The organism is Rhodoluna sp. (genome assembly GCF_044239955.1).
Classification (GTDB): Bacteria; Actinomycetota; Actinomycetes; order Actinomycetales; family Microbacteriaceae; genus Rhodoluna.
This window is the reverse complement of record NZ_JBIIAL010000001.1, coordinates 25,332-50,560: the sequence shown is the minus strand read 5'-3', so window position 1 is coordinate 50,560 and position 25,229 is coordinate 25,332. Positions and strand designations below refer to the sequence as shown.

The 25,229-nt window shown below is 50.1% G+C and carries 22 protein-coding genes; 3 read left to right on the top strand and 19 right to left on the bottom strand.

Annotation, left to right across the window (positions count from 1 at the left end):
• Positions 1-23: 23 nt before the first annotated feature.
• Positions 24-1,430 carry a M20/M25/M40 family metallo-hydrolase gene (locus tag AC9UFE_RS00230; RefSeq protein WP_509544466.1) on the bottom strand — a complete coding sequence of 469 codons (1,407 nt, stop codon included), beginning with the start codon at positions 1,428-1,430 and terminating at the stop codon, positions 24-26.
• Between the two features lie 41 nt (positions 1,431-1,471).
• On the opposite strand from AC9UFE_RS00230, the gene AC9UFE_RS00225 reads away from it, so the two are divergent.
• Entirely contained in the window at positions 1,472-2,029 is a 558-nt protein-coding gene (locus AC9UFE_RS00225; RefSeq protein ID WP_509544463.1) for a DUF3043 domain-containing protein, read from the top strand.
• 14 nt (positions 2,030-2,043) lie between these two features.
• A complete protein-coding gene (locus AC9UFE_RS00220) occupies positions 2,044-3,048 on the top strand; it encodes an aldo/keto reductase family protein (protein ID WP_509544461.1) in 1,005 nt (334 codons plus the stop codon).
• On the opposite strand, the gene AC9UFE_RS00215 is transcribed toward AC9UFE_RS00220, so the two are convergent.
• From AC9UFE_RS00215 to nrdR, 3 genes are all read right to left on the bottom strand, one after another.
• Positions 3,045-4,061, bottom strand: a complete 1,017-nt coding sequence (locus AC9UFE_RS00215; RefSeq protein WP_509544458.1) for a quinone-dependent dihydroorotate dehydrogenase — start codon at positions 4,059-4,061, stop codon at positions 3,045-3,047. The genes AC9UFE_RS00220 and AC9UFE_RS00215 overlap by 4 nt on opposite strands.
• A 78-nt stretch (positions 4,062-4,139) precedes the next feature.
• A complete protein-coding gene (locus tag AC9UFE_RS00210; RefSeq protein WP_509544455.1) occupies positions 4,140-6,968 on the bottom strand; it encodes a vitamin B12-dependent ribonucleotide reductase in 2,829 nt (942 codons plus the stop codon).
• Positions 6,969-7,013: 45 nt separating this feature from the next.
• The gene (nrdR, locus tag AC9UFE_RS00205; protein WP_509544452.1) at positions 7,014-7,496 is read right to left on the bottom strand and encodes a transcriptional regulator NrdR; all 483 of its coding nucleotides are present in this window, start codon (positions 7,494-7,496) and stop codon (positions 7,014-7,016) included.
• Between the two features lie 230 nt (positions 7,497-7,726).
• Here nrdR and AC9UFE_RS00200 point away from each other — a divergent pair, with 230 nt between their 5' ends.
• Positions 7,727-8,233 (top strand): flavin reductase family protein, encoded by a 507-nt coding sequence (locus AC9UFE_RS00200; protein ID WP_509544450.1) that lies wholly within the window; start codon positions 7,727-7,729, stop codon positions 8,231-8,233.
• Here the strand turns inward: AC9UFE_RS00200 and dnaE are convergent.
• From dnaE to AC9UFE_RS00125, 15 genes are all read right to left on the bottom strand, one after another.
• Positions 8,203-11,760 carry a DNA polymerase III subunit alpha gene (gene dnaE / locus AC9UFE_RS00195; protein WP_509544448.1) on the bottom strand — a complete coding sequence of 1,186 codons (3,558 nt, stop codon included), beginning with the start codon at positions 11,758-11,760 and terminating at the stop codon, positions 8,203-8,205. The two genes, AC9UFE_RS00200 and dnaE, sit on opposite strands and share 31 nt — an antisense overlap.
• 49 nt (positions 11,761-11,809) lie before the next feature.
• A complete protein-coding gene (locus AC9UFE_RS00190) occupies positions 11,810-12,727 on the bottom strand; it encodes an RluA family pseudouridine synthase (protein WP_509544446.1) in 918 nt (305 codons plus the stop codon).
• The gene (gene lspA, locus AC9UFE_RS00185) at positions 12,724-13,227 is read right to left on the bottom strand and encodes a signal peptidase II (RefSeq protein ID WP_509544443.1); all 504 of its coding nucleotides are present in this window, start codon (positions 13,225-13,227) and stop codon (positions 12,724-12,726) included. The genes AC9UFE_RS00190 and lspA overlap by 4 nt, the downstream gene beginning before the upstream one ends.
• An 8-nt stretch (positions 13,228-13,235) precedes the next feature.
• On the bottom strand, positions 13,236-13,865 hold the full coding sequence (locus AC9UFE_RS00180) for a DivIVA domain-containing protein (RefSeq protein ID WP_509544441.1): 630 nt from the start codon (positions 13,863-13,865) through the stop codon (positions 13,236-13,238).
• A gap of 69 nt (positions 13,866-13,934) precedes the next feature.
• A complete protein-coding gene (locus AC9UFE_RS00175; RefSeq protein ID WP_509544438.1) occupies positions 13,935-14,222 on the bottom strand; it encodes a YggT family protein in 288 nt (95 codons plus the stop codon).
• 9 nt (positions 14,223-14,231) lie between these two features.
• A complete protein-coding gene (locus tag AC9UFE_RS00170; RefSeq protein ID WP_509544435.1) occupies positions 14,232-14,660 on the bottom strand; it encodes a cell division protein SepF in 429 nt (142 codons plus the stop codon).
• 40 nt (positions 14,661-14,700) lie between these two features.
• Positions 14,701-15,384: a YggS family pyridoxal phosphate-dependent enzyme gene (locus tag AC9UFE_RS00165; RefSeq protein WP_509544433.1), complete on the bottom strand. Its 684-nt coding sequence runs from the start codon at positions 15,382-15,384 to the stop codon at positions 14,701-14,703.
• A complete protein-coding gene (gene ftsZ / locus AC9UFE_RS00160; protein ID WP_509544430.1) occupies positions 15,385-16,614 on the bottom strand; it encodes a cell division protein FtsZ in 1,230 nt (409 codons plus the stop codon).
• A 154-nt stretch (positions 16,615-16,768) separates the two neighbouring features.
• Positions 16,769-17,596, bottom strand: coding sequence for an FtsQ-type POTRA domain-containing protein (locus tag AC9UFE_RS00155; protein WP_509544427.1), 828 nt, complete (start codon positions 17,594-17,596; stop codon positions 16,769-16,771).
• Between the two features lie 8 nt (positions 17,597-17,604).
• A complete protein-coding gene (gene murC / locus AC9UFE_RS00150; protein WP_509544424.1) occupies positions 17,605-18,987 on the bottom strand; it encodes a UDP-N-acetylmuramate--L-alanine ligase in 1,383 nt (460 codons plus the stop codon).
• Entirely contained in the window at positions 18,984-20,060 is a 1,077-nt protein-coding gene (locus AC9UFE_RS00145; RefSeq protein WP_509544421.1) for a UDP-N-acetylglucosamine--N-acetylmuramyl-(pentapeptide) pyrophosphoryl-undecaprenol N-acetylglucosamine transferase, read from the bottom strand. The genes murC and AC9UFE_RS00145 overlap by 4 nt, the downstream gene beginning before the upstream one ends.
• The gene (ftsW, locus tag AC9UFE_RS00140) at positions 20,057-21,298 is read right to left on the bottom strand and encodes a putative lipid II flippase FtsW (RefSeq protein WP_509544418.1); all 1,242 of its coding nucleotides are present in this window, start codon (positions 21,296-21,298) and stop codon (positions 20,057-20,059) included. The genes AC9UFE_RS00145 and ftsW overlap by 4 nt, the downstream gene beginning before the upstream one ends.
• Positions 21,282-22,757 carry a UDP-N-acetylmuramoyl-L-alanine--D-glutamate ligase gene (murD, locus tag AC9UFE_RS00135; RefSeq protein WP_509544415.1) on the bottom strand — a complete coding sequence of 492 codons (1,476 nt, stop codon included), beginning with the start codon at positions 22,755-22,757 and terminating at the stop codon, positions 21,282-21,284. Before murD ends, ftsW begins: the two co-directional genes overlap by 17 nt.
• Complete coding sequence (mraY, locus tag AC9UFE_RS00130) at positions 22,750-23,835, bottom strand: phospho-N-acetylmuramoyl-pentapeptide-transferase (RefSeq protein ID WP_509544412.1); 1,086 nt, start codon at positions 23,833-23,835, stop codon at positions 22,750-22,752. Before mraY ends, murD begins: the two co-directional genes overlap by 8 nt.
• Positions 23,832-25,229: a UDP-N-acetylmuramoyl-tripeptide--D-alanyl-D-alanine ligase gene (locus AC9UFE_RS00125; RefSeq protein ID WP_509544409.1), complete on the bottom strand. Its 1,398-nt coding sequence runs from the start codon at positions 25,227-25,229 to the stop codon at positions 23,832-23,834. The genes mraY and AC9UFE_RS00125 overlap by 4 nt, the downstream gene beginning before the upstream one ends.

Sequence of the window (25,229 nt, the reverse complement as noted above, 5' to 3'; positions counted from 1 at the left end):
ACAGTCTAACCCAGCTCTTGGAATTAGAGCTGAAGTTGGTTTCCGCCAAGCAGAATCAGGGCCTGAGCAATGATGGCCTTTCGAAGGGTTTCGATATCTAGGCTCTCATTTGGCGAATGAGCCCTAGAATCTGGATCCTCCACCCCTGTAACCAGCACTTGCACCCCAGGAAATACTGCCTCCAGGTCAGAAATAAATGGGATGGATCCTCCGATACCGATGTCAACACTGTCAAATCCGTAGGCGGATTTCAAAGCTCTGGAAGCTAGATCCTTGGCCCAACCGGACTCCCCCAAGCTGAAGGGTTTACCAAGCTCAACCGACCCGAAATCGATTTGGGCACCCAAAGGATTATTGGCCAAGATGTGCGACTTTAGGGCCTCTAGAGCCTCACTGGGCACCTGTCCGGGGGCAATTCTAAGGCTCAGTTTGGCTCTGACACTTGGAACCAGTGTGTTTGAAGAGATGGCCACCGAAGGGTAGTCCAAGCCAATCAGGGTAAGCGAAGGCTTGGTCCAGAGCCTGCCTAAAATGCCCCCTTCACCTATGGCTGAAGTGGAGGGCCAAAGGCCTGAATCTGCCCTTAAATCCTGCTCTGTATAGGCTAAATCGACAGAATCCTCTGAAAATAGGCCAGAAATGGAGACTGAGCCTTGCTCGTCCCACATTGAACCCAAAATCTTCGTCAGCGCGAGCATGGCATCTGGGACAGCCCCTCCGTACATACCGCTGTGGACCGCGTGGTCCAAGGTCCTGACCTCAAATTCAAGCGAAACCAGACCTCGGAGTGTGGTTGTTATGGCTGGAATCTCTGTTGTCCAGTTACCCGAGTCCGCAACAATAATCACATCGGAGGCCAGCTTGGCCTTATGTTCAACCAAGAAGTTAGCGAAAGAAGGTGATCCTGCCTCCTCTTCACCTTCGACAAATACCACCAGCCCAAGATCAAAATCATTGTTCGTGAGCTCACGAAGTGCCTTGACTGCGTAGACGTGTGAAATAACTCCTGCTTTGTCGTCTGCAGCCCCGCGACCATACATCCGACCATCTCGAATCTCAGTTTTGAATGGTTCAGATTCCCATAGCTCATCGGCTCCAGGGGGCTGAACATCGTGATGAGCGTAAAGCAAAATAGTTGGCTTAGAGTTTCGAGCCGCTCTAGTTGCGACTACCGCTGGCGCACCAATTGCTCCAGCCGGTGTTGCCGATCGCAAAATCTCAACTGAATCAAAAACACCTGTTTCGCGAAGCAAGGTCGAAACGGCTTCCGCGCTTCTATCAAGCTCGGTCGAGTCAAAGGCTTCCCAAGCAATTCCAGGAATACTAACCAAAGCAGATAGATTTTCTAGGGCCTCAGTAAAGGCGCCCTCGGTGAATTTCTGAACGGCTTGTACGTCAGCATCACTAATCGGCGGTGGGGTGATTGTCATAAGGGTAATCTTAAAGGTATAACCCAAAGAATTGAGAATTGATGTCTTCGACACCTAAGCAGCAACCCGAGACCCCAAAGGCCGGAAAAGGTCGCCCGACACCAGCGCGGAAGCAGCAGGAGTTGCTTAGAAAGAAGCCTGTCGTAGGCAACAAGAGTCCGGAGGCCAAGAGAGCTGCCAAGAAGGTTCTGAACGCAGAACGGGCTAAGGCACGTGAAGGTTTGGCCAACGGTGAAGATCGCTACCTAACCATTAGAGACCGCGGACCCCAGCGAAGACTAGCCAGGGATGTCGTAGATTCGCGCTTCACAGTTGGCGAACTTGTTCTACCAATGCTTTTTCTAGTGATCATCGTCACTTCAATCAGACCAGAAGATTTATTTATTCAGTTTGGAACTCTCGTTGGGATGTGGGGACTGTTTGTTCTAATCGGTATCGATGGTTATATCATCGGCAGGAAAGCACTAAAAGTTGTTGAGACAAAGTACCCAGGCAGGAGTGAAAAGGGTTTGCGTTGGTACGCTGCAATGCGTTCGATTCAAATGCGTGGCATGAGACTTCCAAAGCCTCAAGTTAAGCGCGGAACAAGGATTCTCTAACAGAAGGGCTCCAAATGAAGCATCGCTATCTTGGAAACAGTGGATTCAAAGTCAGTGAGCTCACTTACGGAAACTGGCTCACCCACGCCCGTCAAGTTGACAACAAAGAAGCAATCAAAACTGTCAAAGCCGCTCTCGAAAGTGGCATTACTTCCTTTGATACTGCGGACGCTTATGCAAATCTCGAAGCAGAGCCCATTCTGGGCCAAGCGCTTAAGAACGAGCGTCGTTCAGGACTAGAAATCTTCTCCAAGGTCTACTGGCCGGTAGCTGACAAGAAGCCAAACGATCATGGGCTTTCTAGAAAGCACATCATGGAATCTATTGATGGTTCCCTCACAAGAATCGGAACTGACTACTTGGATCTTTACCAGGCTCACCGATTCGATTACGAAACTCCCCTAGAAGAAACAATGCAGGCATTCGCAGATATAGTTCGGGCCGGAAAAGCTCTTTACATCGGCGTTTCCGAGTGGAATGCAGAGCAGATCAAGGCGGGAGCAAAGCTAGCCAAGGAACTGAATTTCCAATTGATCTCAAACCAACCGCAGTACTCAATGCTGTGGCGGGTTATCGAGTCTGAGGTGATTCCAGCTTCTAAGCAAAACGGAATGACTCAGATTGTTTGGTCTCCCCTTGCTCAAGGCGTGCTCACTGGAAAGTACTTACCAGGAAGCCCCGCACCCAAGGACTCAAGAGCAAGCAACACCGAAGCAGCGGTTGGCGGCATAGAAAAGTACATGACGGAAGAGGCACTGACTGCAATTCAAAAACTGAAGCCACTTGCTGAGTCTCTGGGTTTGACCATGGCACAGTTTGGCCTCGCCTGGGTACTGGCTAATCCAAACGTTTCTAGTGCCATTGTTGGCGCATCGCGTCCGGAGCAAATCACAGACAACGTGAAAGCTGTGGGCGTGGAAATTCCAAGTGAAATCATGAAACAGGTCGACCAGATCCTTGCTGGCTTGATTGTGTCTGACCCAGCAGAAACTAAGAGTCCCCCGGCAAGGCTAGTTTAGGAACGTGCGCTACCGTTTATCTTTCTAGCCCACAACGGACCCTGATAAACAAATCCGGTATAGCCCTGGACTAGATCTGCCCCGAGTCGTAGGCGCTCTGAAACGTCTTCGCCGGTGACTACTCCCCCGACGGAAATCACCGCGAACTTCTCGCCCAACTCTTTGCGCAAAAGAACTAGAACCTCTTGAGACCTCTTTACCAACACCGGCCCTGATAAACCGCCTGCACCATAAGAGTCAACTTGCTCAATTTGTGTCACTAGGCCCTCGCGGCTAACTGTTGTGTTGGTTGCAATCACTCCAGCAAGGTCAAGCTTTCGAACCAAGGCCGCCACTTCTATAACGGCACTGTCCGCTAAGTCAGGAGCAATCTTCACTAGAACTGGTTTTCTGAGTGCCTCTCGAGCTACCGCGACCAAAATTGGTTCCAGTTGATCAATTTCCTGTAGCGAACGAAGCCCTGGCGTATTTGGCGAGGAAACATTTACGGCAATGTAATCAGCAACCGGAGCTAGCACCCTGGTGCTGTATTCGTAATCAGAAACTGCATCATTTAGCTCTGTGATCTTGCTTTTTCCGATGTTCACGCCAATGATTGGAAGCTTCGCACCCGATGCACGAAGCTTGGCAAGGCGCCTGGCAACTTGGTCCGCTCCTTCGTTATTGAATCCCATGCGGTTGATTAGAGCTTGGTCCTTGACTAGTCGAAATAGCCTTGGCTTGGGGTTACCTGACTGAGGATGTCTGGTGACTGTTCCAATTTCAACATGAGAAAACCCAAGCTGACCTAGCTCCTTGACGGCCATTGCGTTTTTATCAAACCCTGCGGCAATACCAAATGGACTAGAGAAGGTAAGCCCAAATGCATGAGTTGGTTGTTTCTTTACTCCGAGTTGCGAGAATTTTGCTAGCCCGGTAAGGCCAAGGAGTTTGATAACGAACATTCCAAGGTAATGAGCTTGTTCGGGATCTAGTTTGGAGAAAACTAGCTTGAACAGGGCTTTGTATAGCACCTACTTAGATTACCTTCCGTCGGGATAGACCAAAGGGCCAACGCGATTCGCGCTGACCCTTTGGCTGTAACTTCTTTTCTAGCTGCAACCAGAAGTTGATCCACAGCCTTCACACACGTGGCATGAGCCAGAAGGTCTCATCTTGATTCCACAGTTGAAGCAAAGTGGTGCGTCTGATTCTTTACCCTGCAGTAGTTCGAACAACTCAGCAGAGGAATGAACTTCCTTCTTGGTTGTAATCTCTACCGACTGAGTAATAGAAACTACTGACTCAGCTGCAGCGTCAACTGCAGAAGCTGCGCTTTCTACAACCGCTGGTGTGCCGTAGCTGGAGTTTGCATCCAGTTCCGCTGTGCGCTCGTCGGTGGAGAAAATACCAATAGCAGATCTGGTTTCGTATGGCAGGTAATCTAGCGCCAGGCGACGGAAGATGTAGTCCATCAGCGACTTAGCCATTCTGATGTCCTTGTCATCGGTTAGGCCAGCTGGCTCGAAGCTAACGTTGGTGAATTTCTTGACGTAGCTTTCTAGTGGCACACCGTACTGCAAACCAATCGAAACGGCTATTGAGAATGCATCCATCACACCGGCAAGAGTTGATCCTTGCTTTCCTAGCTTTAGGAACACCTCTCCCAAACCACCGTCTGGGTAGGATCCTGCGGTCAGGTAACCCTCAGCGCCACCAACGGTGAAGCTGGTGGTTGATGATGGGCGTGACTTTGGAAGACGCTTGCGAACCGGGTGAGACATGCCAGTTGCAACGGTTGCCTTCTCGGTCTTGGTCTCGGTCTTTGCCTTTCCATCGGATAGCGGCTGACCTACCTTGCAGTTGTCGCGGTAGATAGCAAGAGCCTTCAGTCCAAACTTCCAACCCTGGAAGTAGACCTCAGCAATTTCCTCTATGGTTGCTGTCTCAGGCATGTTTACTGTCTTTGAGATAGCTCCGGAAAGGAACGGCTGAACAGCGGCCATCATTCGCACGTGACCCATTGGCTCAATCGCACGAACACCGATAGCGGTATCGAAGATTGGGTAGTGCTCAACCTTGAGTCCTGGGGCGTCTACGACGTGACCGTTTTGTGCAATGTGGTCAACAATCGCCTCGATGGTCTCCTGAGAGTATCCAAGACGGTGCAGTGCAAACGGAATTGTCTGGTTGACAATCTGCATCGATCCACCGGTTGATAGCTTCTTGTACTTCACCAAGGAGAAATCAGGCTCGATACCGGTAGTGTCACAATCCATCATGAAACCGATGGTTCCGGTTGGGGCCAGCAAGGAGGCCTGGGCATTTCTCCAGCCGTTTTGTGAACCGATCTTGGTGTTTAGTGCCCACTGCTCGGTTGCAGCTACGTGAACAGAGCGGTCGATTTCGCTAACTGATGTAACTAGAGAGTTAGCTGCCTCGTGCTTTGCCATGATGCGGTCGTGACCGGCCTTGTTCTTTGCGTAGCCATCGTATGGACCAACTACCCCAGCAAGCTCTGCTGAGCGACGGTAGGAAGCTGCTGTCATCAAAGACGTGATTGCACCAGCAAGAGCAAAACCTTCCTTGCTGTCGTAAGGAACGCCGATAGCCATCAATAGCGCACCTAGGTTGGCGTAACCAATTCCCAGCTGACGGTAAGCGCGGGTGGTCTCACCAATTGCCTCGGTTGGGAAATCAGCAAAGCTAATTGAGATGTCCATCGCGGTGATGATTAGCTCAGAAGCCTTGGTGAAAGTGGCGGAGTCAAATGAACCGTCTGGGTTTAGAAACTTCAGTAGGTTGAGGCTAGCCAAGTTACAGCTTGAGTTGTCAAGGTGCATGTACTCAGAGCAAGGGTTTGACGCGGTAATGCGACCAGACTCTGGAGTGGTGTGCCAGTCGTTGATGATGTCGTCGTACTGGATGCCAGGGTCAGCACAGGCCCAAGCTGCCTTCGAAATCTTGTTGAAAAGCTCTCTGGCGTCAACTTCTTCGATAACTTCGCCGTTAGTTCTGGCGCGAAGTCCGAACTTGCCACCGCTTTCAACAGCGTTCATGAACTCTGCGTTCACTCGCACTGAGTTGTTAGCGTTCTGGTACTGAACGGAATTGATGTCGCGTCCGCCAAGTTCCATGTCGTAACCTGCGTCACGCAATACGCGGATTTTTTCTTCTTCAAGCTCTTTGGTCTCAATGAACTCAACGATGTCCGGGTGATCAACATCCAAAACAACCATCTTGGCTGCGCGACGAGTTGCACCACCAGACTTGATGGTTCCTGCAGAAGCATCAGCTCCACGCATGAAAGAAACTGGACCAGAAGCGGATCCACCGGAAGACTTTAGAAGTTCCTTCGATGACCGAATTCTGGAAAGGTTTAGGCCTGCACCGGAACCGCCCTTGAAGATCATTCCTTCTTCGCGGTACCAGTTCAAGATTGACTCCATTGAGTCATCGACCGACAAGATGAAGCAAGCAGAAACCTGCTGTGGGCTCTTGGTTCCGACGTTGAACCAAACCGGTGAGTTGAATGCAAACACCTGGTTCAAAAGCATGTAAGTCATCTCGTGCTCGAAGATAGTTGCATCTTCTTCGGTTGCGAAGTATCCATTGTCGCGACCAGCCTGAGTGTAGGTAAGAACAACGCGGTTGATCAGCTGACGCAGGCTGAATTCACGCTCTTCAGTTCCCATGGCTCCACGGAAGTATTTGGTTGTGACGATGGTGGAAGCATTCAAGCTCCAGAAATCTGGGAACTCAGCGCCACGCTGCTCGAAAATGGTCTCACCATTTTTCCAGTTGGTCTGTACAACATCTCGGAACTCCCAGTTGACCTGGTCGTATGGGTGCACGCCCTCTGTTGTGTAAATACGGTTAATGGTTAATCCCTTGCCGCTTACGGAGCCAGAGGTAGAGCTAAATGCGGTTGCGTCAGTCACGAGTGTTGCCTTTCCTAGTTTTGGATACTTATGGTTGTTGGTTTGCTACTTGGTTAGTTCTTTGTCTGAATCTGATACATCTGTGTTACTTGCTCGAAGGACATTAATTGCCGCTTCGAAGTCTTCTAGGCTTTCCCAACCCTGGTAAACGCTTGCGAATCTCATGAAAGCCACTTCGTCAAGCAGTCTTAGAGGTTCCAAGATAGCCAGCCCGATCACGTGTGCTTCTACCTGAGCTGCACCTGTGGAACGAATGGTCTCTTCTACCTGCTGAGCCAAGATTGCTAGGTCAGCATCCGAAACCGGTCTGCCCTGGCAAGCCTTGCCAACGCCGCTCACGATCTTGTCCCTGCTAAATGGCTCAGTGACACCGCTTCGCTTCAGGACGCTCAGTGAGGTGGTTTCAGAGGTGGTGAACTTCTTGCCACACTCTGGGCACTGGCGCCTACGACGGATGCTGGTGCCATCCTCGCTAGCTCTGGAATCTGTGACCCTGGAGTCTGTATTACGGCAGAAAGGACAGTTCATGAGCTGATGCCTTTCCGTCGTAAAAATCTTGATTTTTGTTGGATTTTCCCCGAATTTCCCGATAACCTTCCACTAGATGTGGAAAGTTTTCGCTCTTCCGTCCCTATATCTTGTGGTTTAAGGGGCATATTTGCAAATTTGTCCGATATTCGGCGTGTCGCAATTCTGGCCTGAAAAATCAACGATTTCCGAGGTTCTTGAACCCCAAAATCTCTACTACCCTGAAGAAGATGCTTGACCCCAAAATAAACCAAGACTCCAGCGAGGCCCTAAAGGCCGCGTTCCGGCGCCACGCCTCAGGAGTGGCGGTAATTACTACGAATGACCTCGCTGGGAACCCAGTGGGTTTCACTGCCACATCCATGACCTCTCTGGGCTCTAACCCCGCACTTGTGACCTTCAACATCTCTCAGGGATCGTCGTCCTGGCCTGCAATTTCCACCGCTAAACACGTCGCTCTACACATGCTCGGGGTTAACAATTTTGACCTAGCTCAGAAAATGGCTAGCGACAACACAAAAAGATTTCTGGACACAGACTGGCAGAGATCAGAGTTTGATTTGCCCGTTTTTCAAAACGTAACTGCAGTGCTTTTCGGTCGTGTCCGCGAATTTCACCCTGTAGAGCAAAACGCGGTGTTCGTTATTGAAATACTTTCAGGAGTAACTGGCGACAACGACAAAGCTTTGCTTTATAACCAGCGTGCTTACTTCACGACTTCAGAAGAATCTCTCTGAACAAAACCCTGAGTTCCAAGTAAGGCTTTTAGTTCTCCGAGAAGATCATCCGTTATCTTTACCGTTGGCTGTAGTTTGAAGCTACGAGGATTGCTCTCATCCACAAAAGTTAGGTGAACTTCTTCCTTGCCAGGGTGGGCCTTCAGAGTCGAATCGAGATTCTCCAAAACGGATCTCGTTGCCTCTGACTCTTGAAGTTGTAAGCGAAGTGGTCCACTTGATACTCCTTGCGCTCCGATGGCAATTGCCTCAAGCGAGAATGCGGAAATTGCTATGCCGTCGTCCCGCATGTTGATACGGCCCCTGATAACGACAACTTCATCGTTTACAAGCTGCTCTGAGAACTCTCGGTAGGTCTTGCCCATAAACATGACATTGACTTCACCTTCAAAATCTTCGATCGAGACATTGGCGTACGGATTTCCAGACGAACGCGCGACGCGATGGGTAACGCTAGAAATCAAGCCCGCAATTGTCACTGTTTCGCCATCTTTGATTTCTTCACTCGTTAGCAAGTCCCCAATAGTGAACTCGGCAAACTGTGCCAATTGACTTTCTCTTCCAGAAAGCGGGTGGTCCGAAACGTATAGCCCAAGCATTTCGCGCTCGTGAGCGAGCTTTTCAGCCTTTGGCCACTCAGGCCTATCAGGAACTGTAACCGAGGAACCAACACCCTCAAACAGATCACCAAATAGGTCTACCTGGCCGGCCGACTCGTTGCGCTTGGTAACTGAGGAAGCATCCACTGCCTCTTCATATATTTCGAAAAGTGACCTTCTGGTGTGACCGAGGGAATCAAAAGCCCCTGCCTTAATAAGCGACTCAATAGTTCTCTTGGAGCAAACCTGCTGTGGAACGCGCGCCAGAAAGTCGCTAAAGGATGCGAATGGTTTCTCACTACGAGCTTGAATGATTCCATCGACAACGTTATGACCCACGTTTCGAATTGCTCCCAAACCGAAACGGATGTTCTCGCCAATTCCCGTGAAGGCCTCGACGGATTGATTGACATCGGGTGCTAAAACTTGAATGTTCATGCGACGGCACTCATTCAGGTAAATAGCGAGTTTATCTTTTGAATCCCCCACCGAAGTAAGCTGAGCGGCCATATACTCGGCTGGAAAGTTTGCCTTGAGATAAGCAGTCCAGTAACTCAAGACACCGTAGCCAGCGCTGTGAGCCTTATTGAACGCATAGTCGGCAAAAGGAAGAAGGGTCTTCCAGAGTGTTTCGATTGCCGCTTCGGAATACCCCTGCGCGAGCATTCCACCACTGAAGTCCTTATAGGAACGGTCTAGTTCCTTCTTGTCTTTTTTACCCATCGCTCGACGCAGCAGGTCAGCTTGAGCCAAACTAAAGCCCGCAACTTTTTGTGCCACCGCCATTACCTGCTCCTGGTAAACGATCAAGCCATAGGTTGGATCAAGAATGTCAGCCAATGTTTCGGCAAGCTCCGGGTGAACCGGTTCTGATTTTTGAAGTCCGTTTTTTCTCAGCGCGTAGTTTGTGTGAGATTTCTCACCCATCGGTCCAGGGCGATACAAAGCAATAACGGCGGAGATGTGTTCAAACTCGGTGGGCTTTAGGGTTCGAAGAAGCGATCGAACCTGGGCTCCATCGAGCTGGAACACTCCAAGAGTTTCACCTCTCGAAAGAAGATCGAACGTGTTTTTGTCAGCGTTTAGGTCAAGATCTTCCAGTACAACCGTCACCCCGCGATTTACTTTGATGTTTACCAGAGCATCATCCAAAACGGTGAGGTTTCTAAGACCCAGGAAGTCCATCTTTAGTAGTCCAAGTTTTTCACAAGGTGGCTGATCAAATTGGGTAATCACCGCTCCGTCATCATCACGGCGCATGATCGGGATAACGTCAATTAGTGGCTCAGCGGACATGATCACACCGGCGGCATGAACACCAAACTGTCGTTTTAGGTTTTCTAGGCCTCTAGCAAGCTCAAATATCTTTGCTGAGTCTGGATCTGACTCGAGGGCCTCTCTAAACTCTGCAGCCTCCTTGTATCTGGAAGTTTGTTCGGCTTGCTTGTCTTGAGGCTTCTCAACAAGCTCCCCTAACGATATGTCTCTTCCAAGCACCATGCCTGGCATGAGCTTGGTTAGCTTCTCACCCGCGGCGTAGGGCATGCCAAGCACTCGAGCCGAGTCCTTGAGAGCCTGCTTAGCTTTGATGGTTCCAAAGGTAACAATCTGTGCGACACGATCCTCGCCGTATTTTTGACTGACGTACCGAATAACTTCTCCCCTGCGGCGATCATCAAAATCGACATCAATATCTGGTGGCGAAACTCGCTCGGGATTCAAGAACCGCTCGAAAATCAAACCGTGAACAATCGGATCAAGCTCAGTAATACCAAGGGCGTAAGCAACAATCGATCCGGCAGCGGAGCCTCGTCCTGGGCCGACTCGAATACCCTGAGCCCTGGCCCAAGCAATAAAGTCAGCTACCACCAAGAAATAGCCGGGGAATCCCATTTGGGCGATCACGTTTACTTCGTAAGCGGCTTGGTTTTTTTGCAGCTCTGGCACGTTCTGGCCATAGCGAGTCTTCATTCCCCGATCTACTTCTTTGGCAAACCAGCTTTCCTCGGTTTCACCCTCGGGAAGCGGGAACTTGGGCATTAGATCGCGCTTTTGGAACTCAACATTGCAGCGCTCTGCAATCAATAAAGTGTTGTCGCAGGCATCAGGGTGATCTCTAAAAAGCTCCCTCATTTCCGCCGGTGATTTCAAGTAATACTCGGCGCCATCAAACTTGAAACGATTGGGATCAAGCAAATTTGTCGAAGACTGAACACAAAGCAATGCCTCGTGAGCTGTTGATTCTGCGGCGTGGGTGTAGTGAAGATCATTTGTGGCCACCAGAGGTAAGCCAAGGTCTTTAGCTAGCCTGAGCAAGTCGGCGGTGGCCCGCCTTTCAATGTCGATGCCGTGATCCATGATCTCGACGAAGTAGCTGTCTTTGCCAAAAACATCTCGGTAAAAAGCTGCTGCTTCTAACGCTTTGTCATACTGGCCGAGTCGGATTAGGGTTTGCACCTCACCCGAAGCGCAACCGGTGGTGGCAATAATTCCCTTTGAATACTCCTGAAGCAGCTCGCGGTCCATGCGGGGTTTGAAATAAAAACCGTCCAGGTATGCCTTAGATGACATCTTGAAGAGGTTATACATTCCCTCGGTGGTTTCCGCCAGCATGGTCAAGTGCGTATAGGCACCGCCACCGGAAACATCGTCTTCCCCGCCGGTTCCCCACTTGACCCTGGTGCGATCAGTTCTGGATGTGCCGGGAGAAAGGTAAGCCTCGATGCCAATGATTGGCTTTATGCCATTGGCCTTAGCTGTTTGATAAAAGTCAAAGGAACCAAAGTTGTTACCGTGATCGGTAATGGCAATTGCCGGCATACCCATCTCGGCTGCCGCTTTGGTGAGGGGTCCGATACGGGCAGCGCCATCGAGCATGGAATACTCGCTGTGCACATGAAGGTGCACAAAAGAATCCTTTGTCGACAACGAAACCCCGCCTAGGTGATTGAGTGAATGAAATTTAGCCTAAGGCTATTTATGACCTCAGGCGTTCAAGGACTGCCGCCAAGTCAGCCGGATACTCAGAAACCAAACTAAGCTCATCCCCCGTGATCGGATGAGTGAACCCCAATTCCTTCGCGTGCAGCCACTGCCTCGTGATGCCAAGACTCTTGGCCAACTTGGGGTCAGCGCCATACATGGTGTCCCCAAGAAGGGGGTGCTTGAAAGCAGAGAAGTGAACACGAATTTGATGGGTTCTACCAGTTTCCAAATTCACTTCACACAAAGTACTTGCCGGAAAAAGCTCAAGTGTTTTGTAGTGGGTAATTGAAGGCTTGCCGCCTTCAACAACTGCGAACTTGAACTCTGCCTTTGGGTGTCTACCTATTGGGGCATCAAAAGTTCCCTCCGCTGGATCCGGGTGTCCTTGGATGATCGCGTGATAAATTTTATGAACTGCCCTGTCTCGAAAAGCCTGCTTTAGCCTTGAGTAGGCAAGCTCTGATTTGGCAAGCATCATCAAACCACTAGTTCCAACATCCAGGCGCTGGACTATCCCCTGGCGCTCCTGTGCTCCAGATGTTGAAAGCTGTATACCCCGCGCTAGCAATGCACCCGCAACTGTTGGCCCATCAAAACCAACCGTGGGATGAGCCACCACCCCTGCGGGCTTATCTACAACCACGATGTCCTCATCTTGATAGATGACAAGTAACTCATCAACGGGAGTTTCGGTAACTCTAAGCGGTTCCGCTGCTACCGGTGGCTTCACAACTAGGACATCCCCCAGATTCACCCGGTCGGATTTTGACAGCAACTTTTTTGAAACCTGGGCATCTCCTCGCTCACAGAGCTCGGCCGCGACTGATCTGGAAACTCCAAGTAATCTTGCCAGTGCAGTGTCGACTCTTTCTCCTGCAAGTGAGCTATCTATTTCAAATCGAAGAGTCATTTGGTTCTAGGCTCGATGCCACCTAGGCTCTCGCCCCGCATCACCCTCAGGACGCTGAGAATTGCCATCGAAACTATAAAAGTGTCGGCCAAGTTAAAAATTGGGAAATTGAAAGGAACTTGAATGAAATCAACAACGTGACCATTTCCAAAACTTGGTTCGCGAATCAACCTGTCAATTAGGTTGCCAACTACCCCACCCAGAAACACACCAATCATCAACGACCAAGAAATGGACTTAAGTTTTCTGGAATACCAAATGGTTGCCAGCGCCGCAGCTGTAGAGATAACAGCCAGGATCCAGGTGTATCCAAAACCCAATCCAAAGGCCGCGGAGTCGTTATATAAAAGCCGCCAAGAAAGCACCTCTCCGAGAACTGGGTAACTGGTGCCAAGCTCCAAAGTTGCAATAGCAAGGTTCTTGGTTAGTTGATCAAACGTTATTGCAACTACCGCAACAACCAAATACAGCCAACGACTTACCTTGGCTCTAGAGCTCATCAAGGAAACTAGTTGCTAAGGCCAGGTGTATATCCTGGGGCTTGAGTGGGTGCCACTCCGGCTGCATCAAGGTCAAGTAATTGCGATTCGATGTAGTTTTTGAGCTTGCTTCGGTATTCGCGCTCGAAGCTCTTCAGCTCCTGAATACGGTGCTCAACAACTGCCTTCTCCTGCTCGAGCCTGTTTAGCTCGGAACGCTGCTGAGCTTCTGCCTCACGAACGATTCTGGCAGCGGTTGCGTGACCTTCGGCGATAAGCTCATCGCGCTTGACCATACCCTCGCGAACGTGCTCATCGTGGAGCTTACGAGCAAGCTGTAGCAGATTGTTGGTGTTGGAGGAATCAAGTGTTGAGGGGTCAGAAACTGCCTCTGGGAACGGAGTAACTGCAACTGGAGCGCTGATTGATGGAGCCGATGCCAACTGTCCAGGCAAGTCTGCACCGCTTCTTTGAAGCTCGGCAATGCGCCCGTCGGCTGCTAGAAGTCTTCTTCGAAGATCTTCGTTCTCCTGGTGGACGCGCCTTAGCTCAACAACGATTTCGTCAAGAAAGTCATCAACTTCGTCCTGGTCGTAGCCTTCACGGAACTTGGTTGGCTGAAATCTCTTATTGACAACATCTTCAGGTGTTAGGGGCATTGCGATATCCTCTTTCGATTGGCCTGTAGGCCGTAGCTCAAAAAGTCTAACGCAAGATGTGGCCTTGGGCTAGACGAGGCTTTCAACCAAATTTCGTAGCACAATAACGCCAAAAACCAGCAGGGTCCAAGCAAAGTCCAGCGAAAATGCCCCGAAACTAACTGGCTTTATGAACCTGCGCAGAAACCTTAGTGGCGGATCAGTGACTGTGAAAATAATCTCAGCAAGGGGCAGTAGCAGACCCTTGGGCCTAAATCCTGGCCTGATGGAAATTAGAAGATCCAAAATCAATCGACCAACAAGCGCATAGAAGTAAATCTCCAGAGCCCAGTAGGCAATGAGAGCAAGTGTGCCCATGTTTGGAAGCTAGGGACGAACTAGTAGCTCGTCCACCTCGTTCATTTGCTCTTCTTGCTCTTCCTGATTAACAGCTACATGAGTGGGTGTCAACAAGAAAACCTTGGAAGTAACCCGACGCATGTGCCCCTCAAGTCCTTCTTTCAGGCCCAGCATGAAATCAAGCATGCGGCGTGAATCAACTTCACTCATCTCACCCATGTTAACGATCACCGGGATGCCGATACGGTAGTGGGCTGCCACCATAGGGGCCTCTTCGTAGGAACGGGGCTCGATGGTGAAAATCTCTGCAACGTCGCTTGAACCGCGACGTGATCTTTGAGGGATCAACCTAGCTGGACGCTGGGTGTTTGTCACCGGCTCCGCACGGGTAGGCAAATCATTGGACTCCTCGGCAAAACCAAGAAATTCCATGCTGCGCTTTAGTATTCCGGCCATTAGTTCCTCCTGTTATTGGTACATCTCAAGAATATGCCCACTAGGGCCGCTTGCCCGTTATTGCGGAGCCAATGCGCAAGTGTGTCGCGCCGTAGCCAATAGCCACCTCAAAGTCCGCGGACATCCCCATGGACAGACCTTTGGCCTCTGGGGCCAAGTCCTGGATCTTGGCAGAGAGCCCTGCCAGACGTTCGAACTCAACCGCTGGGTCCTTATCCAGGCCTCCAACGCCCATGAGACCCTCTAGGCGAAGACCTTGGGAACCTAACACCTTGGTTGCGAAATCGTCCAGATCGTTGACCCGAACTCCTCCCCTGGCTGGGTCCTCAGTCAAATTCACTTGAATGAAAACCCCCAGTGGCTTGGCTCTATCGATGGTTCGCTTCTGAAGCTCAACCAGCAGCGACTCTCTATCCAACGAATGAATTATGTCGGCATACTCCAATACTGACCTAACCTTGTTGGTCTGTAATTGCCCGACAAAGTGCCAGCGCATGTCCTCGCCAGATGAGGCCAGAACCTCTTTGGCTTTTGGCGCGGCTTCCTGATCTCGGTTTTCGCCGAAGTCCCTGGCACCAAGAGAGATTAGATCAAGAACTACTTGGGGTGGGTGATTCTTAGTGACCACAACCAAAGTGATATCTGCTGCACTCTTTCCAGATGCTGCGGCAGAGGAAGCAACTCGTTCAACTATTTGGTTATATCGTTGAGCTAGTTCGCTCACTTACCCTCTTAGAAATTCTGGAATATCTAGGTCGTCCCCGAAAGTTCCATCTGCTGTCTGCGGTCTGCGAGGAAGCTCTGGTGACTCATCAATCTCGATCTGATCAACAGGCTCAAACTCGGAAGCGAAAGAAGGAGCCGGGGTTGGCTCAGGTTCCACAATGTCAAAAAACGAAGATGGTTGTGCTGATACCTGCTCCGCAACCACAGGCGCAGCAATAACAACTGGTGTCGCTTCTGCAACTTCGGCAAAAACCGTTCTCGGAATTTTTCTGGGCTTAGGAGCTCCGCCGTCGAATCCAGCTGCGATAACTGTGATGCGAACTTCGTCTCCAAGAGTGTCATCAATGGTTGTTCCATAGATGATGTTGGCCTCTGGTGATACTGCCTCTTGAACCAATCTGGCGGCTTCATCAATTTCGTGGAGTCCAAGATCAGAAGCTCCTTGAACAAGAAGAAGCACTCCATGGGCCCCGTCGATGCTTGATTCAAGAAGCGGTGAAGAAACCGCCATCTCTGCAGCGCGCACGGCACGATCTTCACCCTTAGCGGTTCCAATTCCCATCAGAGCAGAACCAGCACCTTGCATCACTGACTTGACGTCAGCAAAGTCAAGGTTGATTAGTCCAGGTGTAGTGATTAGGTCGGTAATACCTTGAACACCTGCCCGAAGCACATCATCTGCCGTATTGAAAGCCTCGACAACCGAAACAGTCTTGTTGGCAATCTCTAGAAGTCTCTGGTTTGGAACAACAATCAAGGTGTCAACCTCGGCGCGGATTGCCTCGATGCCAACCTCAGCTTGCTGCATGCGACGCTTTCCTTCAAAACCAAATGGCTTGGTGACGACACCAACGGTCAGGGCACCAACTCTTTTAGCGACCCGCGCAACTATCGGTGCAGCACCGGTTCCGGTGCCACCGCCTTCACCTGCGGTGACGAAAACCATGTCAGCGCCACGCAACGCGGCTTCAATCTCATCCTCGTGATCTTCTGCAGCCCGTTTGCCAACCTCTGGGTCAGCTCCGGCTCCAAGTCCTCTAGTTAGTTCGCGACCAATGTCTAACTTCACGTGAGCTTCACTCATCAAAAGGGCTTGTGCGTCGGTGTTGATCGCAACGAACTCAACCCCACGAAGGCCTGACTCGATCATGCGGTTTAGCGCGTTAACGCCGCCGCCACCGACTCCAACAACCTTGATGACGGCCAGATAATTCTGGTTCAAGCCCATGATGCTCCTTCAAATCCATAGTTTCGCGAAGTCAAAACCAGAACAGCTCAAACCCTCAAGTTCCCGTATAGGGTTAAACTGCGACTGCTTTTATACACCGCGCCAAAAAAATAGGCCCACAGGGCCCTGAATTGCGGTAAGTCAAGGGGCGTGTCTAAAAGTTGTCAAAACGCACCACAGGAGCGTTTGGTGACGAAACATCGAATGTCACACCAGTGGCGCCCTGGTTGTTGGCGATCAGCGCCTGCAAAACTTTTGATTTCAAAACTGCATTCGAGCTATCTCCCCAACTGATTCGTTGCCCGAGGCTTCCGCGCAAGGTCATTTGAACGTCGTCTTTTGTGTTCGCTTGAATAACCTCGACCTCAGCCAATAGTTCAACGGGTAACGCAAGTAAAACATCAACCGAATCCCTGAAGCGCTGAGAACTAGTGGGAGGCTCGGCAATCAAAATGCGAGGAAGCAAGTCAGTTGGCTCGGCCAGGGCAATGCGCACCCCTGCCGGATCGTGCAACCACAAGGCTCCTTCAAATTCAACAATGCAAAGAGCTTGCCGCTCTGAAACTCTGATCTGAAGTTCGTTCGGAGGAACAGCGGTAGCAGTAAAGCTTTCGATCAATGTAAATCCAGCCAAAGACTGGGCTATTTCGTCTTGATTTAGCAACGGAAGCGGAGTTCCGATTTGGCTACTGAGTGCCTTCGAAATTTCATCGGCGCTTAGCCGCTCAGTCCCAACCACTGTGACTTGCTGGATAGCTAAAAGCGGTGAAAAGGTGGCAACCGAAGTAAGGATTCCAAGAATCAATATTGATCCAGCGCTCAGAGACACTGCGATGCGTCTGACTCGACGAGCCGACATCACCCTAGAAATCATTAAGCTCTCAAGATCACGCGATAACACCCTGCGAGGGGCCCTTGCAAGTGCGGGCCCCAGCTTGGAAGATTTTGCTGGGTTCTTTTTCTTTTGGTTTGGGCGTTCCATGGCTCTAGCTACCCCTCTAGAGCTTCGAGGATTTCAGGAACCATTTTGTAAACATCACCGCAGCCCATCGTCACGATGAAATCTCCCGTTCCTGCCAAGCTCGCGGCTACGGTAGAAGCGTCTGACCAGTTCTTGACGTAATGAATCTTGTCCTTGTTTGACGAGGCGTTCAAGATTAGTTCACCGGTGACTCCCGGTTCTGGATCTTCGCGGGCTGCGTAGATGTCCAAAAGCACGACTTCATCGCTTCCTTCCAACGCGTCTGCAAACTCCTTCGCAAACAATCTGGTTCTGGAGTAAAGGTGCGGCTGAAAGACAGTAATAATCTTCCCTTCGCCAACTACCGCCCTAGCTCCATTAAGTGCAGCAGCCACCTCAGTCGGATGATGCGCAAAATCATCGTAGACCTTTACTCCACGCCTGTCTCCGTGGAGTTCGAATCGCCGCTCGGTTCCACCAAACTTTTCGACTTCCCTAATTGATTCCTCGAAGTCAAAACCTAAGCCAATCAAAGTGGCAACCGCACCGGCCGCGTTAATTGCGTTGTGTCTACCGGCAATTGTAAGAGTCGCTGACAGCTTTTGTTTTTTGTAGCCAAGGCTAAAACTTACCCGAGACTTCTCGGCGATGTCGCTTACTCTTACATCAGCCAACTCACCTTCACCGAAGCTGAGTATGTGCTTGCTGATGAGTTTGGTAACAGCTTTTGCACCCTCATCATCGGAGTTGATAACAACCAATTCTTTTGCCTTGTTAGCAAAATCAGCAAATACCTGATGAAAAGCCTCGATGCTGCCGTAGTGATCCAGGTGGTCCGGATCAACATTGGTGATTAGTGCAACAGATGTGTCGTAGTGAAGAAATGAACCATCCGATTCGTCTGCCTCGATTACAAACAGCTCACCATCGCCGTTTTGAGAGCTAGCACCTAGCGAGCTAATTACTCCCCCGTTGACAAAGCTTGGATCCTGCTCGAGACCAAGCAAGGCTGTGATTATCATCCCAGTCGAGGTGGTCTTCCCGTGTGCTCCAGCCACAGATACCAGTCGTTTCTTTGAAGCCAAATGGGCCAAGGCCTGCGAACGATGAATAACCGGTAGGTTACGTTTCTTGGCAAGTAAATATTCTGGATTAGTAGGCCATAGGGCACTCGTGACGACGACAGTGTCGGCTTCGCCTAAATTCGCTTCATCGTGACCGATTGCAATCTTGGCGCCAAGAGCTTCTAGCGCAACAATGTTAGGACTAGTTCTAACGTCACTACCCGTGACCTTGTGACCCATACCAATAAGGATTCGGGCTATTCCACTCATGCCCGAGCCGCCAATACCAATGAAATGAACATGTCCAAGATCGGTTGGGACGGGTACTGAAAAATCAGGTTTTATCATCGTCTTGACACTACCTCTTCAATCAAGGCGATGAATCGCTCAGTGCCATCTAGCACACCAGCCTGCTTGGCCGCTTCTGACATTTGCGCTATCCGTTTTGAGTCTGAGATAACCGGAATCAAATAAGAGCGCACATACTGTTCATCAAATTCCCGGTCCGTAGCAGTGATCGCACCACCTGCCGCCAACACATCCTGCAAGTTAAAGCTCTGCTCACCGTTTCCAACGGCGTAGGGAATGTAAAGCGCGGGTAGGCCGACCGCGCAAAACTCTGACACGGTCGCTGCGCCAGCGCGCGAGACCGCAAAATCGCTAGCTGCAATAGCCAGCTCCATTCGGTCAACGTACCGAACTCTTCTGTATTCAGGTTCAGATACCTCAGCAAGATCACTGGAGCCGCCAATTATGTGTAGCACTTGAATACCCGCGGCAGACATTAGAGCTCTTGATCGGTCAATGGTTTCGTTAATGCTTCTAGCACCCAGCGAGCCCCCGGTTACTAGCAAGGTAGTGGTATCGGGTTTTAGCCCAAAAAACTTTCTTGCCGAAGCGACATCCTTGTTTGTAGCCAATGCCGTTATCGCAGGGCGAATCGGCATTCCAACAAATTCAGAATTGCTCAGCTGGGCAGACCTAAAGGCTTTACCCGCAGCGGCTGCGAACCGATTACCAAAACGATTAGCAAATCCAGGAAGAGCATTTCCCTCATGCAGAATAAGTGGAATCTTAAGTTGCTTGGCCGCTAGATAAGCCGGGGCACTGACGTAACCGCCAAACCCAACAACGGCGTTGATCTGATGCTGCCTAAGATATTTGCGCACCGTGCCCACGGATCGAAGAAAGCGAAAAGGGAATGCAATTGCATAAAAGCTGATCTTCCTTGGAAAAGGTAGCTTGTCAACTAGTAGCAGCGGAAACCCTGCCTCAGGAACTAACCTCGTCTCAAGCCCGGCGCTGGTTCCAAGAACAAAAACCTGGTTCATGGAGTCCTTAGCCACCAAAGCAGTCGCCACGGTAAGCAATGGATTAACGTGCCCTGCCGTACCTCCACCGGTCAAAAGAAAATTTGTCATCTTCCTACAGGCCTTCTGCCGTTTCGGTGATTATCTTTTTCAACTGCGAGTACCAAACCGATGGCACCAAGAGTCGCAATCAAAGACGAGCCGCCCGCCGATATAAGCGGCAACGGAACTCCTAAAACAGGAAGAACACCAAGAACAACCGCGATGTTAACCGCCGCTTGAGAAACGATCCATACGATAACCCCAACAATCAGCACCCGGCCAAAAGTGGACTCTGATCGATTCATAATGCTAACCAGCGAAGAAATCAGGAGAGCAAACATTCCGATAACAAGTAGTGCTCCTAGAAAACCGTGCTCTTCGCCAATTACGGCAAAGATGAAGTCGTTTTCAACTTCAGGAATCCAAGACCATTTCATTCTGGAATTACCCAAGCCAACCCCAAAAATCCCACCGGCAGCTAGCGCCCAGGTGCCGTGCTCGTACTGCCAGTTAAAAGCTTCCGAGGAAGCAGAACCTGGATTTAGCCACGCTGTGATTCTAGCCATACGAGATGCGCTCGACACCGCGGCTAGTACTCCCGCAGCCGCTACTGCAATAAAAATCTGAGACAGTGGCCTAAGCGGAGCACCAATAATGGCTAAGGTTACAAACACGATCAGCGCAATAATGATTGCAGTTCCAAGGTCCCTACCTAACATCACAAGAGCCAAAGCCGCAGCTCCAACAATCAAAACCGGCACAAGCACTCGTCTTGAATCATCAAGTTCATTCTCTCTATTGCTAACAAACCACGCGATATACATGATCAGCGCAACCTTCAAAAACTCTGCCGGTTGAAGAGTAAACCCAGCGATAGAAATCCAGTTCGTGTTTCCGTTAACGGTAATACCAATAAATGGAACCGAAAGCTGCAGGGCAAAACCAAAAAGAACAGCGGCTTTGACGAGATTATTGATTATTTTGAGCTTCAGACTCGCAATAAAAAGCATTGCGCCAAGTCCCACTACTGCGTACAGGGACTGCCTAGAAAAAACGTAAAAAGCATCTCGGTTGGCTACTAGCGAATCAATAGAAGATGACGACAGAACCATAACCAGGCCGTAGACAACCAAGAATCCGGTAAGTCCTGCTAACCGGTAGAAGTGGATCGACTCGGCCTGCAAGTTATCTTTCAGCCATTCGCCTATTTTTCGGCGTCTTTCACCTTTTACTCTTGACACCTTTCTTGTGTTTCTAGTCACTGTCTTAGTTTTTCTTTTGATACCTGCATTAGCCACTTCGACCACCGACCACCCTAGAAACTGCCTCAGCGAATCTCGTGCCTCTGTCCTGGTAACTTGCGAACTGGTCCATAGAAGCAGCCGCGGGTGCAAGCAGCACAACGTCACCGGACTGAGCCGATTGGAAAGCAAACTCGACCGCCCGATCCATAACATCGTCGCCGTCTGAGACTTCAAATACTGGTACTTCTGGGGCCAAAGCCTGGAAGCTTTCAAGTATCTGGTTGCGCTTGATGCCAATTACCACTGCAGCCCGTAGGCGCTTAGTAAATTTCGCAACTAGTTCTGATATGTCGACTCCCTTGAGTTGACCGCCAAGAATCCAAACCACGCTCTCAAATGACGAAAGCGATGCTGATGCAGCGTGTGCATTTGTTGCTTTCGAGTCATTGATGTAGCGAACACCTGCATGTTCCAGCACCAACTCGATCCGATGGGAAGAAACTCGAAAATTTCTAAGGGCTTCGCGGCACGCAGCTGGCGGAACACCAAAAGATCTCGCCAGTGCCGTCGCTGCCGCAATGTTGCTAAGTAAATGCGGCGTCAATACCCCAAGCCCATGAAAATCTTCAAAACTAGCTATTTCTAGCGCACTATCGGCTCTCTGATCCAGAAAAGCACGGTCAACCAAGAATTCATCCACGTAGCCAACGTTGCTTGGTTTTGGTGTTCCAAGTCCAAAACCGATCGCTCTGGCACCCTCACTGACTGTCGCGGCTTGCACCATTTGCTCGGTTGCCTGATCTTCGAGGTTATAAATGCAAGCAACTTTAGTTCCCTCATAAATACGCTCTTTGCTGAGGCGATAAGCCTCGAAGCTGCCATGCCAATCCAAGTGATCCTCGGCAATGTTTAGGCAAGCCGCGCTATAGGGTTCGATGTAGTTCAGGTAGTGCAGCTGGAAAGAAGACATTTCGACAACCAACACCTCAAACTCTGCAGGATCTCTAATGCAGTCAAGAATTGGTTTGCCAATGTTGCCGCAGGCTACAGCTTTCACGCCAGCAGCTAACAGCATTGCTTCAGTCATTTCCACCACGGTGGTTTTACCATTGGTTCCGGTCACGCAAATCCACTCTTGCTCGCTACCAAAGCGGTCTCGAAGCCGCCAAGCCAAATCGACGTCACCCCAAACGGGAATATCCTTAGCGAACGCCGATGAAACAAGACTGTTAGTAGGCGCAACTCCCGGTGAGACAACAATGAGATCAGGTGCAAATTCATCAAGTGCCTTTTGCTGCTCGGCCACAGTGCCAATCACGTGGTTGATTCCTAAGACATCAACGATGTCCAGAATTTCTGCGGAGCAAGATTCCGCAATGACTAGTAATCTGGCGCCGAGTTCATTAAGCGTGTCCGCTACCGAGAACCCCGTCTTGGCAAGGCCGACAACTGCGACTGAAGTTTTAGACCAATCGGAGTGCCAGCTGGAAAGATGCCCCAGTGAGTCCGCTCTGTTAGCCATAGATCCACTCGAGGTAGAAAACGCCGATACCGGTTAGAACAGATAGACCGGCGATAATCCAGAACCTAACAACTACGGTAATTTCTGCCCAGCCCTTTAGTTCAAAATGATGATGCAACGGACTCATCAAAAAGATACGTTTACCTTTTGTGATTTTGAAGTAAGCCCTTTGCAAAATAACCGATCCAGTAACAACTACAAACAAACCACCGATCAGTACGAGCAGTAATTCAGTTCTAGAAAGAATTGCAAGTGCGGCGAGTGCTCCTCCAAGGCTCATTGAGCCAGTGTCTCCCATGATGATCTGAGCTGGGGTGGTGTTCCACCACAAGAAACCAATACCTGCTCCAGCTATTGCTGCGGCAATAACTGCAAGATCAAGCGGGTCTCTAACTTCGTAACAAGACGCAATGTTCTCAATAACCCGCCCACAAGACTGGTTGAACTGCCAGAAACCGATAACTGCATATGCACCGATTGCCATAATGCTTGCCCCAATGGCAAGCCCATCGAGACCATCGGCGATGTTCACTCCATTTGAAGTTGCTGAAATAAGTAAGAAAACCCAGAGCACCACCAAGATTGAGCCCACTATTGTGCCGAACATCATCAAATCAAAACCAGAGTCTCTAATCGCAGAGATTTGGGTTGATGCTGGGGTTATTCCTTCCTCGTTGGGGCTCCCGAAAGCAAAATACGCAAACACTAAAGCAACTAGCGCCTGGCCGAAAATCTTGGCCCAACCACCCAGACCAAGTGAGCGCTGCTTGTGAGTTTTTATGAAATCGTCAATGAACCCAACAATGCCAAGGCCAACCATTACCAGGATCACCAAAAGTGCTGAAACTGAAGGCGTCTCCCCGTTTATGAACTTTCCAAAGAAATACCCAATGAGTGAGGCAAGGATGATAACTATCCCACCCATGGTCGGGGTTCCTCGCTTGGTGTGATGGCTCTTAGGTCCATCGTTTCGGATGAACTGACCCCAATTCCATTTACGGAATAGCCAGATGAAAGCAGGTGTCAAAAACAAAGTGAAGGCCATCGAAACAGCCCCAGCGGTCAGTAGCGCTCTCACTCAGCTGCCTCCATTAATCTGTCGCCCAAAAACCTCAAGTTCGCTGACTTGGAGGATTTAACCAAGACAGTGTCGCCTTGAGAGAGTATCCCACGCAGGTACTCCAAAGCCTCGTCAATTGTGCTGAAAAACTGGGATTCTCCGTCCCAAGACCCTTCTTGACTGGCAGCCATGTGGATCAGCTTCGCCTGATCGCCCACCACCACAAGCTGACTAATGTTTAGTCGAACAACAAGTCGGCCTATCGCATCATGCTCCGACACAGAGAGTTCACCAAGCTCAGCCATGTGACCCAAGACAGCAACAGTTCTTGATCCGAGTCGACCAAGTTGAGCTAGCGTCTGTAACGCCGCCTTTATCGAGTCCGGGCTGGCGTTATAGGCATCATTAATAATCGTGACGCCATCAGAGCGCACAACTCTTTGCATTCTCCAGCGCTCAGCCAATTCCATTGATTCCAGGCCATTCCGAATCTGTTCCTTGCTTGCTCCAAGAATTTCTGAAGCAGCGGCGGCGGCCAGGGCGTTCATTACATGAAAGTCACCAATAATCTGAAGCTTGATGGTCTCTTTGTCACCGTCAGGCCAACACATTGTAAAACTCGTCCCAAGCTCGGTCAGAGTTATATCCCCTGCTCGATAGTTAGCTTCATCGTCAGTTCCAAACCAAAAAACTGGTGCTTTTGAAATCTCTTTCATTTTGCGAACCAGAGAATCATCGGAGTTTAGAACGAGCTTGCCTGATGGCTGCATGGCTCCTGCCAGCTCGCCTTTTATGGTTGCGGTTTTTTCAATCCCGCCGAATTCACCAACGTGAGCTAAACCAACTTTAAGAATTACACCCACGTCGGGTTTGGCGATTCTAGCTAGGTAATCAATACTGCCTAAGCCTTTGGCACCCATCTCCACAATCAGAAACTTAGTTTGAGCGTCCGCCCTAAGAATTGATATCGGTGCTCCGACGTGGTTGTTAAATGACTCGATAGGAGCGATGGTTGGACCTAATTTGCTGAGAATTTCGCGAAGCATGTTCTTGGTAGTTGTCTTTCCATTGGAACCAGTTATTCCCACAACCTGAATCTTGCCGCGTGATCTCAACTCAGAAACCAACCAAGCTGCCAGTAAACCAAGCGCCTTTACGCTGTCTTTCACAACAATCTGATTTATCTGGTCAGGTAACTGCCTCTCCACAACCGCTGCGATGGCACCATTTTTTATTGCATCAGCGACAAAATCGTGACCATCAGCTGTTTCACCAGGCTTGGCAAAAAACAGGCTTCCGGAACTAATCAACCTGGAGTCAGTTTCCACAGTTGACGCAACAGATGCTTCCCCATCGCCTATCAATCTGCCTTCAATTACGGAGGCTAGTTTCTGGAGTTTAATTTCAATCAT

Bases quoted from the DNA above. Each gene is read 5' to 3' on its own strand.
- AC9UFE_RS00230 (WP_509544466.1), bottom strand. From the start codon at position 1,430: ATGACAATCACCCCACCGCCGATTAGTGATGCTGACGTACAAGCCGTT.
- AC9UFE_RS00225 (WP_509544463.1), top strand. From the start codon at position 1,472: ATGTCTTCGACACCTAAGCAGCAACCCGAGACCCCAAAGGCCGGAAAA.
- AC9UFE_RS00220 (WP_509544461.1), top strand. From the start codon at position 2,044: ATGAAGCATCGCTATCTTGGAAACAGTGGATTCAAAGTCAGTGAGCTC.
- nrdR (WP_509544452.1), bottom strand. From the start codon at position 7,496: ATGAACTGTCCTTTCTGCCGTAATACAGACTCCAGGGTCACAGATTCC.
- AC9UFE_RS00200 (WP_509544450.1), top strand. From the start codon at position 7,727: ATGCTTGACCCCAAAATAAACCAAGACTCCAGCGAGGCCCTAAAGGCC.
- AC9UFE_RS00190 (WP_509544446.1), bottom strand. From the start codon at position 12,727: ATGACTCTTCGATTTGAAATAGATAGCTCACTTGCAGGAGAAAGAGTC.
- lspA (WP_509544443.1), bottom strand. From the start codon at position 13,227: ATGAGCTCTAGAGCCAAGGTAAGTCGTTGGCTGTATTTGGTTGTTGCG.
- AC9UFE_RS00180 (WP_509544441.1), bottom strand. From the start codon at position 13,865: ATGCCCCTAACACCTGAAGATGTTGTCAATAAGAGATTTCAGCCAACC.
- AC9UFE_RS00175 (WP_509544438.1), bottom strand. From the start codon at position 14,222: ATGGGCACACTTGCTCTCATTGCCTACTGGGCTCTGGAGATTTACTTC.
- AC9UFE_RS00170 (WP_509544435.1), bottom strand. From the start codon at position 14,660: ATGGCCGGAATACTAAAGCGCAGCATGGAATTTCTTGGTTTTGCCGAG.
- ftsZ (WP_509544430.1), bottom strand. From the start codon at position 16,614: ATGGGCTTGAACCAGAATTATCTGGCCGTCATCAAGGTTGTTGGAGTC.
- AC9UFE_RS00155 (WP_509544427.1), bottom strand. From the start codon at position 17,596: ATGGAACGCCCAAACCAAAAGAAAAAGAACCCAGCAAAATCTTCCAAG.
- murC (WP_509544424.1), bottom strand. From the start codon at position 18,987: ATGATAAAACCTGATTTTTCAGTACCCGTCCCAACCGATCTTGGACAT.
- AC9UFE_RS00145 (WP_509544421.1), bottom strand. From the start codon at position 20,060: ATGACAAATTTTCTTTTGACCGGTGGAGGTACGGCAGGGCACGTTAAT.
- murD (WP_509544415.1), bottom strand. From the start codon at position 22,757: ATGGCTAACAGAGCGGACTCACTGGGGCATCTTTCCAGCTGGCACTCC.
- AC9UFE_RS00125 (WP_509544409.1), bottom strand. From the start codon at position 25,229: ATGATTGAAATTAAACTCCAGAAACTAGCCTCCGTAATTGAAGGCAGA.